We start from the raw sequence: 8,846 nt of genomic DNA, 5'->3' as shown, positions 1-8,846 counted from the left end.
GGGTGCAGGGGCGCGTTGCCCTCGGCATGGCAAAGACCGGCCGCGACAGCCAGGGTCCACAGGAGTCGCATGGGCTTATCCGATCAGGTCTTGCATCGCTTCGCGCGGAATCAGCGCGCCCGGATGCTGGATGACACGGGCGGCCAGCCGATTGCCGAACGCCGCGCCTTCCACCGGTGTGGCGCCGCGCAGGCGCTGGCTCAGGTAGCCGGCCGCGAAGGAGTCGCCGGCCGCGGTGGTGTCGACGACGCGCGGCACCGCTTCGGTGGCCACGTCCTGCCAGACATGGTTGAGGCCGACGCGGGTCGACAGTGCGCCGCGCTTGATCGCGATCTCGGCCACCGGCAGCGCCTGGGCTGCGGCCACGGCGGTGTCCAGGTCGGCCAGGCCGTGCAGGGCCTGGTGGTCGTCGGCGGTGATGAGGGCGACGCTGGCGGCCGCGAAGGCGCGTTGGTACCAGTAGCGCGCATCGGCCAGTGAATCCCACAGCCGCGGGCGGAAGTTGTTGTCGAAGGCGACCAGCTTGCCCGCGGCACGCATGCGCGCCATCAGCGCCAGTGCACGCTCTCGTCCGGCCTGCGGCAGGATGGCCAGGCTGATGCCCGACAGGTAGAGGGCGTCCAGCCCGTCGGCCTGCTCCTCCAGCGCCGTCGTCGCGGTATCGAAATAGGCGCGGGCTGCGGCCTGGCCGCGCCAGTAGTGGAAGCGTCGCTCACCGCCCTCGTCCAGCTCGATCAGGTACAGGCCCGGCAGCCGGCCGGGCAAGCGCTGCACCAGACCGGTCTGCACGCCTTCGGCGGCCCAGCGCTCGAGCAGGCCGGCGCTCAGGGAGTCATCCCCCAGGGCGGTTGCGTAGTGCACGCGCAGGTTCGCCCCGCCGCAACGGGCCAGGTAGACGGCGGTATTCAGCGTGTCGCCGCCAAAGTTCTGGCGCAGCTGGCCGAAGGCCTGGCCCTGCAGTTCGAGCATGCATTCGCCCAGGGCGGCGATGGACACCGGCCGGGAGGCGGGCGAGGAAAAAGTGTTCACGGATAAAAATGAAACAGCGGTTCAATAAAGATAGCTTACCCAGTTCATTCCGGGCCACATGGTTTACCCCGCCTGGCGCTGAGGTCGCCCGGCCTGCCTTAGAGTGCGCGCCGCGCGCTCTAAGGCGTGCCARATCATGAAGCCAGGGAGAGCAGATGAAGATGAACCAAGTGCGCGCCGCATGGGCGCTGCTGGCCGCAGCCTTGATCGCCGCGCCGGCCTGGGGTGACTGCAAGCTCAGCCAGCTGGAGATCCCGGTCCGCATCGTCAACCATCGCCCGGTCGGCACGCTGAACCTGAACGGCACCGAAGTGCCCATGCTGATCGACAGCGGCGCCTTCTTCAGCTTCCTGACGCCGTCGGTGGCGGCCCAGCTCAATCTGCGGCTGAGGAGCCTGCCCGCCGGCCTGCGCATCTGGGGCTATACCGGCTCCGTCGAAGCGCGGGCGACGCGCGTGGAGAAGGTGATTTTCCAGGGCACCACACTCAACAACGTCGAGTTCATCGTCGGCGGCAACGAGCTGGGTTCGGGCATCCAGGGCGTCCTGGGGCGCAATTTCCTGTCCATGGCCGATGCTGAATATGACCTGGCCCACGGCGTCGTGAGGCTGATGTTCCCCAAGGGCGATTGCGACAAGACCAACTTTGCCTACTGGGCCGGCGAGGCGCCCATCATCGTGCTGCCGCTGGAGGGGGGATCGCGCGGCCATGACACGTCCATCCAGGTGACCGCCCGGGTCAACGATCGCGACGTGAGGGCGCTGCTGGACACCGGCGCGCCGCGCACCTCGCTGAAGCTGCGCACGGCCAAGCGTGCCGGCGTGAAGGAGTCCGACCTCACGGAAATCGGCCGAGTCGGCGGCGCCGGCTCGGGCAAGGCAAAGGCGTGGACCGGGCCGATCGAGACCTTCGAGTTCGGCGGCGAGAAGATCCACAACAGCCAGTTCGTTATCGATGAGGCCAGCGGGGCCGACGTGGACATGCTGCTGGGCCTGGACTATTTCCTGTCGCACCGCATCTATGTGTCGCAGCTGCAGCGCAAGCTCTACGCGACCTGGAATGGCGGTGCGGTGTTTGCTCGCACCACGCCCGGACAGTACGACCCGCGCTATGCGGCGCGGCCTGATGACATCTCGCCCGACGACGCGGCCGCCCTGGCGCGGCGCGGCGAGGCTTCGGCGGCCCGCGGTGAGTATGAGCGCGCGCTGGAGGACCTGAACCGCGCCTGCGAACTCGAGCCCCTTGCCGAGGCTCACTTCCTGGCGCGGGCGCGGGTGCATCTCTCCATGCGCCAGTTCGCCAAGGCCCAGGCCGACCTCGACGAAGCCCTGCGGCTGCACCCTGCGCTGGACGAGGCTCTGGCCCTGCGCGCCGCACTGCGGGTGTCCAAGGGCGAACGCGACGGCGCGCTGGCCGACTTGCAGGCTCTGGACGCGGCACTGCCGCCGTCCTCGCATCTGCGTGCCGGCATGGCTGACGTCTACGCCAGGCTGGAGCTGGTGCCCGCGGCCCTGCGCCAGTGGGAGCTGTGGATGCCCAGCCATCGCTCGGACAGCGGCATGGCCCGCGTGTTGAACAACCGCTGCTGGTTGCGCGTGCGCCTGGCACTGGACCTGAAGCTGGCCCTGGACGATTGCAAGGAGTCCGTGAGCCTGGACGGCGGCGCCGTGTCGGCCCGCGACAGCCTGGGCTGGGCCTATCTGCGTCTGGACGACGCGTCGCGCGCCCTCAAGGCCTTCGATGCGGCCATCGAGATCAAGCCCCTGCCCATGGCCCTCTACGGCCGCGCGCTGGCGCAACGCCGCCTGGGCAACGAGGACGCCGCCAGGCGCGACCTCGAGGCGGCGCGCAAACAGCGTCGCCACATCGACGACGAGGTCCGCAAGCAGGGCCTGCCCGTCGCCGAGGACGCGCCGGCCTCGGCGAGCGCGGCAACACCCTAGGCTGATATACCCCGCCAGGCCGCCTCGGCCAGCAGCCCCGCATAGGCCGCCGGCTTGGCCTCGCGCCGCCCGGCCAGCCAGCCGCGGCAGTAGGACTCCGCACCGCCCAGCACCAGGGCCGGGATCAGCTCGGCCGGCAGCTCGGCGAGGAGGCCGGCGCGCACACTCTCGGCCAGGCGGGCATCGATGGGGGCATAGCGCGCCTCCAGCCGCTCGCGCAGGGCATCGCCATGCGGCCCCTGGGCCACGGTCTCGCGGGCCATGAAGAGAAAGGCCGCCAGCTCGGGCAGGGCGGTCACCCAGTCCACGTAGGCGGTCACCAGCTCAACAACCACTGCCTGTGCATCGGCGACGGCCTCGGTGCGTGTGGCGATGGCGCGGCTCTGATCATCGAAGCCGGCGAAGAACAGGGCCGCCGCCACGCCTTCCTTGTTGCCGAAGTGGTGGTAGATCGTGCCCACGCTCTGGCCGCTGCGCTGGCGCAGGTCCTCGATGGTGGCGGCCTCGATGCCGCGGGCGTTGAAACAGGGCAGGGCGTGCGCGAGCACCGCGCGCCGGCTGGCGCCGCGCTCGCCGGGCGAAGCCAGCTTGAAAACCTGGTTCAGGCGGCTGGTGGAACCACGGGGCTTGCTCATTAGAACAATATTCTAGAATCGTTCGGCGTTCACGCGAAGAGGATGACAGGCGATGCAACTGCCGAATCTGCTGGCGTCCCGACGGGGGCGTATCGCGGCGTTCTTCCTGATGTACCTGACCGAGGGCCTGCCCATCGGTTTCGCGTCGACCACCGTTGCGACCCAGCTGCGCCGCCAGGGTGCCAGTGCGGGCGAGATCGGCGCCTTCATCGGCTTCGTGTTGCTGCCCTGGGCCTTCAAATGGGCCTATGGCCCCTTCGTCGACCTGATCGCGTCCAGGCGCCTGGGCCCGCGCCGTGGCTGGATCCTTGGCGCGCAGCTGATGATGGTGCTGACGCTGCTGGCCCTGACCGGGCTGGACCTGACCACCCAGCTCGGCCTCTTCACGGCAGTGCTGGTCGTGCACAACCTGTTTGGCGCCGTGCAGGACGTGGCCGTCGATGCGCTGGCCGTGACGACGCTGCCCGAGCATGAGCGTGCTTTCGCCAGCGGCATGATGTTCGGCGGGCAGTCGCTGGGCGTGCTGATCGGCGGCGGCGGGGCCTTGTTGCTGATCGGGCGCATCGGTTTCGACACCAGTATCGTCCTGCTGGCCCTGGCGATCCTGGCGGTGATGACGCTGGTGGTGTGGCCGATGCGCGAGGAGGTGCCGGCGTCCGCCGCGCGCGGCTCGTTGGCCGCGGCGGGCCGCGAGGTCCACACCTTCCTGCGCGAGGCGCTGCAGGCCCTGCTGGGTTCGCGCCTGGCCTTTGCCGGCCTGCTGTTCGGCCTGCTGCCCATCGCGGCCATGGCTCTGTCGCGTGGGCTGCAGGCCAACCTGGCTGTGGACCTGGGCCTGTCCAACGAGCGCATTGGCTGGCTGGCGACGGTCTCGCAGGCTGCCACTGCGGTGACCTGCATTGCCGGGGGCTGGTTGTCTGACCGCGTGAACCTGCGCCGCGCGATGGCCGTCTACGTGGCGCTGCTGAGCCTGCCCGGCCTGTACCTGATGGCCGAGCTGCAGCGCCACGGCTGGGGGCCGGGCCAGGCCGCACCCGCTGCGCTGGTGACGACCTTCTTCGCCACCGTCGTCATCTACCACCTGCTGTTCGGCTTCATCTACGGTGCGCGGGTGGCCCTCTTCATGGGCATCACCCAGCCGGCCGTGGCGGCCACGCAGTTCGCGGCCTACATGGCGCTGACCAATCTCTCCATCACCTACAGCGTCGTCTGGCAGGGCTATGCCGTCCAGCATTGGGGTTATGCCGCCACGCTGGGCCTGGATGCCCTGGTCGGCCTGAGCTGCCTCCTGCTGTTGCCATTTCTAAGGCCGAAGTCTTTATGAATCTCGTCATCAACGCCCTGGGTGTCCTCGACAACCCCAACATCCGCATCCAGCCCAGCGCCGGCGACCGCAGCGCCATGGCCTACACCAGCACCGGCCAGGGCGTCGACGAGCGCTCCCTGGGCGACGCTCGCGCGGCCGGCCTCACGGCCGTCAACATCACGTTGGGCCACGTGGCCGGCAGCGCCGAACCTTTCGAGGCGACGGTGGCCGACATCGCCGGCTGGGACGCCTTCATCCGCGCCAGGCCTGCGGTGCTGCGCAAGGTACATACGGCGGCAGACATCGACGCGGCACGCGCGGGCGGCCAGATCGGCGTCATCTACGGCTTCCAGAACACCGAGATGCTGGGCGACAAGGCCGAGCGCATCGCGCTGTTCGCCAAACTCGGCGTGCGCRTCATCCAGCTGACCTACAACGGCCGCAACGCCGTTGGCTGCSGTGCGACGGTGCCCGACGACACCGGCCTGAGCGGCTTTGGCGCCGAGGTCGTCGAGCGGCTGCAGGCCGAGAGTGTGCTGGTGGACCTCAGCCACAGCAGCGAGCAGACCTGCCTGGACGCGCTGCGTGTCGCACGCCGGCCGCTGGCCATCACCCACAGCGGCTGCCGCGCCGTGGCCGACCACCCGCGCAACAAGAGCGATGCCGAGCTGCGCCTGCTGGCCGACAAGGGCGGCGTCGTCGGGCTGTACTTCATGCCCTATCTGCGCCTGGCCGGCCAGCCCATGGCATCGGATCTCATCAATCATCTGGAGCACGCCATCGACGTCTGCGGCGAGGATCATGTGGGCCTCGGTACCGACGGCGGCACCACGGCCATCGACGACCTGGACGCCTACCGCGCCATGCTCGCCGCCGAGACCGAGCTCAGGCGCAGCATGGGCATTGGCGCGCCGGGCGAGACGCCCGATGTCAGCCTCTTCCTGCCCGACCTCTGCGGGCCGATGCAGTTCATCGAGCTGGCCCAGTTGCTGGCCGCACGTGGACACCCGGCGAGCCGCATCGACAAGATCCTGGGCGGCAACTTCCGCCGCCTGATGGGCGAGGCCTGGCAATGAAGTGGTTCGCCGTCGCGCTTGTCTTCATCGCCGCGTCGGTCAGCGCACGTGACGACCAGGTCCAGATCCACGGCAACCCGGCCGGCACGCAGACGCTGACCCAGCCTGAGCCCGGCGTCACCGCGGCTGACTACCGCTTCAACGACCGCGGCCGTGGCGATGTCATCCAGGCGCGCTGGCGGCTCGACGCCAATGGCCTGCCGACACGCTACGAGGCCAGCGGCAACGACTACTGGAAGGTCGAGTTCAGCGAGCATTTCGAGCGCGATGCGGCCGGCCTGGCGCGCTGGAAGAACCGCATCGAAACCGGTGAAACGCGCTCGGCCGGTTTCTACCTGCCGGCCAATCCACCACCCGAATTCATGGGCGTGCTGACCCGCGCGCTGCTGAAGGCGCCGGGGCGTCGGCTGAAGCTGCTGCCCGCCGGCGAGGCCTGGCTGGAAGGTGGGGCCGACGTCGACGTGGCGGGCCGCAAGCTGACGCTTTATCGCATTGGCGGCATCGAGTTCACGCCGGTGCCTGTCTGGCTGGACGACAAGGGCGATACGGCCGGCGTCATCGATGACTGGTTCGAGGTGCTGGAGACCCCGCTGCTGCCGGCGCTGGCGGAACTGCAACGCGCCCAGCAGGCCGCCGACCAGGCCTGGCATGCGGCGCTGGCGCGGGCGCACACGCACAAGCCGCCGGGCGCGCTGCTGATCCGCGGTGCACGCCTGTTCGATCCCGTCACGGGCGGCGTGCGCCCCGGCATGAGTGTCCTCGTGCGCGGCGAGCGCATCGTGCGTGTTGAGCCCGATGCCGATCTCGACGTGCCGCCCGGTGCCGAAGTGATCGCCGCGAATGGCCGCTTCCTGATGCCCGGGCTGTGGGATGTGCACCAGCACTTCAGCAATGTCGATGGCGTCTTCGACCTGATCGCCGGCGTGACCAGCGCACGCGACATGGCCAACGACAACCTGCCGATGCTGGCCCGCGTCAAGCGCTTCGACGCCGGCACGGAGCTGGGCCCGCGCGTGACCCTGGCCGGCATCATCGAAGGCATCGGTCCGCTGGCCGGCCCGACTGACGTGAAGGTCGACACGCCCGAGAAGGCGCGGGCTGCGGTCGACTGGTACGCCGACCACGGCTATGCCCAGGTCAAGATCTATTCGTCCTTCAGCCCGGCGCTGGTGGCGACGGTGGCTGACCGCGCCCACGAGCGTGGCCTGCGTGTCAGCGGCCATGTGCCGGCCTTCACCTTTGCGCGCGCCTTCGTCGAGGCCGGGGCCGACGAGATCCAGCATCTGAACTTCATCCTGCTGAACTTCTTCCCCGATGTGAAGGACACGCGCACGCGGGACCGCTACACGGTGCTCGCCGACCGGTTGGCGCAGTTCGACTTCAATGACGGCCGCTTCACAAATTTCGTCGCCTTCCTGCGCCAGCACCAGACCGTCCTGGACCCGACCATGGTCGTACTGGAGGGCCTGTTCTCCGGCGAACCCGCGCGCGCCGCGCCGGCGCTGCGGCCCGTGGTGCAGCGCTTCCCGACGGTGGTGAAGCGCCGCCAGCTTTCGGGGGCCGTCGCCGTGCCAGCGGGCAAGGAGGCCGTCTATGCCCAGGCGCTGCCGGGCCTGCTGCGTATGCTCAAGCGCCTGCACGACGGTGGCGTGACCATCATGCCGGGCAGCGACGGCTTTGCCGGCTACAGCCTGCACCGCGAGTTGGAGCTGTACTCGCAGGCCGGCATCGCCAACGCCGAGGTGCTGCGCATCGCCACGCTGGTGCCCGCGCGCGTGCTCGGCGTCGAGAAGGAGCGCGGCAGCATCACGCCGGGCAAACTGGCCGACATGATCCTGGTCGACGGTGATCCGCTCGCCAACATGAGCGACATCCGCCGCGTCTGGCGCACCATCAAAGGTGGCCAGGTCTATGACCCCGCTGCACTTGAGCAAGCAATGGGAATGACGCCACGATGAAGATCGAACGATTCAACAGCGGCCAGGTCGTGCCCGCCACCGTGCCCTTTCCCGAGGGTGTGCGCGTCGGCAACATGCTCTATCTGTCGGGCCAGCTCGGCAACGTGCCCGGCCAGCTCAAGCTCGTCGATGGCGGCCTGCGGGCCGAGGCGCGCCAGACGCTGGAGAACATCCGCACCGTGCTGCGCGGCCAGGGCCTGGACCTTCAGCACCTGGTGCGCTGCACCGTGATGCTGGCCGACATGGCCGACTGGCCGGCCTTCAACGAGGTCTACCGCGAGTTCTTCGGCAGCACGCCGCTGCCGGCGCGCAGTGCACTGGGCTGCAACGGCCTGGCCTTGGGCGCGCGTGTCGAGATCGAGTGCATCGCGGCGGACGAGTCCTGACGACGACTTAGGGGTCATCCTCAAGTCAGCTATTGGTCCCGGGCGGCGCCGGGTTCATGCTGAGCGGGCTGCAATGGGCAGTGACGCTCGATGGAGGCATCCATGGCAAGCAAGCCGAAAACAAACAAGTCAAAACTGGCGGCACGGCCGGCACCCAGGCCGCTGTGCAACACGCCGCCGCGCATCAAGCCCAGCCTGCCGGCCGTCATCGCCAACGATCCACGCCGCGCACGTGCCATATTGAATACCCGAGGCAAGTGGCTGAACGGCACGGTGCTGCACTATTGCTTCTTCAAGAGCGGCCACTACGCCGTGGCCAAGAAGCAAGCCGATGCGGTGCGCGCCGCCTTCGCCGAATGGAAAGCCGTCGGCATCGGCCTGGTGTTCCAGGAGGTCACGCAGATGAGCGAGGCCGAGGTGCGCATCGGCTACTCCGAGCCGGATGGCAGCTCGGCGTCGGCCGTCGGGCGCGACGTGCTGCATGTGCCGACGACCGAACCGACCACCGTCTAT

8 protein-coding genes are annotated in these 8,846 nt (G+C 69.0%); 6 read left to right on the top strand and 2 right to left on the bottom strand.

Annotation, left to right across the window (positions count from 1 at the left end):
- Positions 1–75: 75 nt before the first annotated feature.
- A complete protein-coding gene (locus AC1DU6_RS12355; RefSeq protein ID WP_457321927.1) occupies positions 76–1,029 on the bottom strand; it encodes a sugar kinase in 954 nt (317 codons plus the stop codon).
- Positions 1,030–1,184: 155 nt separating this feature from the next.
- On the opposite strand from AC1DU6_RS12355, the gene AC1DU6_RS12350 reads away from it, so the two are divergent.
- Positions 1,185–2,972 (top strand): aspartyl protease family protein, encoded by a 1,788-nt coding sequence (locus AC1DU6_RS12350; protein WP_477857490.1) that lies wholly within the window; start codon positions 1,185–1,187, stop codon positions 2,970–2,972.
- On the opposite strand, the gene AC1DU6_RS12345 is transcribed toward AC1DU6_RS12350, so the two are convergent.
- Positions 2,969–3,607: a TetR/AcrR family transcriptional regulator gene (locus AC1DU6_RS12345; RefSeq protein ID WP_056197339.1), complete on the bottom strand. Its 639-nt coding sequence runs from the start codon at positions 3,605–3,607 to the stop codon at positions 2,969–2,971. The genes AC1DU6_RS12350 and AC1DU6_RS12345 overlap by 4 nt on opposite strands.
- Before the next feature lie 52 nt (positions 3,608–3,659).
- Between AC1DU6_RS12345 and AC1DU6_RS12340 the strand changes: the two genes are divergently transcribed.
- From AC1DU6_RS12340 to AC1DU6_RS12320, 5 genes are all read left to right on the top strand, one after another.
- Positions 3,660–4,931: an MFS transporter gene (locus tag AC1DU6_RS12340; protein WP_477857488.1), complete on the top strand. Its 1,272-nt coding sequence runs from the start codon at positions 3,660–3,662 to the stop codon at positions 4,929–4,931.
- Positions 4,928–5,989, top strand: a complete 1,062-nt coding sequence (locus tag AC1DU6_RS12335; RefSeq protein WP_477857486.1) for a dipeptidase — start codon at positions 4,928–4,930, stop codon at positions 5,987–5,989. Before AC1DU6_RS12340 ends, AC1DU6_RS12335 begins: the two co-directional genes overlap by 4 nt.
- The gene (locus AC1DU6_RS12330; protein WP_477857484.1) at positions 5,986–7,947 is read left to right on the top strand and encodes an amidohydrolase family protein; all 1,962 of its coding nucleotides are present in this window, start codon (positions 5,986–5,988) and stop codon (positions 7,945–7,947) included. The genes AC1DU6_RS12335 and AC1DU6_RS12330 overlap by 4 nt, the downstream gene beginning before the upstream one ends.
- A complete protein-coding gene (locus AC1DU6_RS12325; RefSeq protein ID WP_082532658.1) occupies positions 7,944–8,333 on the top strand; it encodes a RidA family protein in 390 nt (129 codons plus the stop codon). The genes AC1DU6_RS12330 and AC1DU6_RS12325 overlap by 4 nt, the downstream gene beginning before the upstream one ends.
- A 102-nt stretch (positions 8,334–8,435) precedes the next feature.
- The coding region (locus AC1DU6_RS12320) for a zinc metalloprotease (RefSeq protein ID WP_477857482.1) at positions 8,436–8,846 on the top strand (411 nt) is incomplete at its 3' end.

Source organism: Roseateles sp. P5_B10 (genome assembly GCF_056400485.1).
This window is presented reverse-complemented; position numbering and strand designations above follow the sequence as displayed.

Coding starts and splice junctions, on each gene's coding strand:
- AC1DU6_RS12350 (WP_477857490.1), top strand. CDS start 1,185: ATGAAGATGAACCAAGTGCGCGCCGCATGGGCGCTGCTGGCCGCAGCC.
- AC1DU6_RS12330 (WP_477857484.1), top strand. CDS start 5,986: ATGAAGTGGTTCGCCGTCGCGCTTGTCTTCATCGCCGCGTCGGTCAGC.
- AC1DU6_RS12345 (WP_056197339.1), bottom strand. CDS start 3,607: ATGAGCAAGCCCCGTGGTTCCACCAGCCGCCTGAACCAGGTTTTCAAG.
- AC1DU6_RS12340 (WP_477857488.1), top strand. CDS start 3,660: ATGCAACTGCCGAATCTGCTGGCGTCCCGACGGGGGCGTATCGCGGCG.
- AC1DU6_RS12325 (WP_082532658.1), top strand. CDS start 7,944: ATGAAGATCGAACGATTCAACAGCGGCCAGGTCGTGCCCGCCACCGTG.